Origin of the sequence: Natrialba sp. PRR66 (genome assembly GCF_034808065.1) — an archaeon.
In the GTDB taxonomy this organism is placed as follows: Archaea; Halobacteriota; Halobacteria; order Halobacteriales; family Natrialbaceae; genus Natrialba; species Natrialba aegyptia.
The window spans coordinates 1-537 of sequence record NZ_JAXHGN010000020.1; the positions used below are offsets into that span (position 1 = coordinate 1).

Consider the following 537-nt stretch of genomic DNA (forward strand, 5'->3'; position numbering starts at 1 on the left):
CTTAATATTTCAAAACGCTTTATTAGACATTCCGGATTTTACAACAATATCATTATTTCAACACGAAATATCATCTACCGAGAGTGGATACACATTCCAATTCTGTACTGTTGGTTATGCTTCTTATTACCAGCACAGTAGCTATTTCGTGCTATTTCAATCTAATTCCGATAATTTCTTTCCATTAATTAAAGATTATAAAGTAGTTCAGAGTTTGCAGATGTATCTCGCACAATTTATGATTGGTACAACCCTACATACGATGAGCTAGACTACTGTAGCTTTTATAAAGTTGACCAAATTAATAAAATGTATATAGAAAAACCAGTGTTATGTGTGGCTCATACCACTTTCTCTGAGCCAAAAGATGTATGGACGTTTACACCCGAACTTTTTGAAGTTATTGAGTTTGTTAAAGATAGAGTAAGATTTCGTGTCACTAAGTTGTTATTACCAAACAACCGAGACAGGCAGATGAGCTTTAAGAATTTAGTGTCATTCGATTTAAATTATCCACCTATTAATCAAATAGAAAAG

1 protein-coding gene is annotated in these 537 nt (G+C 32.6%); it reads left to right on the plus strand.

Translation table 11 applies throughout. From position 1 onward, the window contains the following. Positions 1 to 336 precede the first annotated feature (336 nt). Positions 337 to 537 (plus strand): hypothetical protein (locus SM755_RS23325; protein WP_323174789.1); only part of this gene is annotated, 201 nt, incomplete at its 3' end.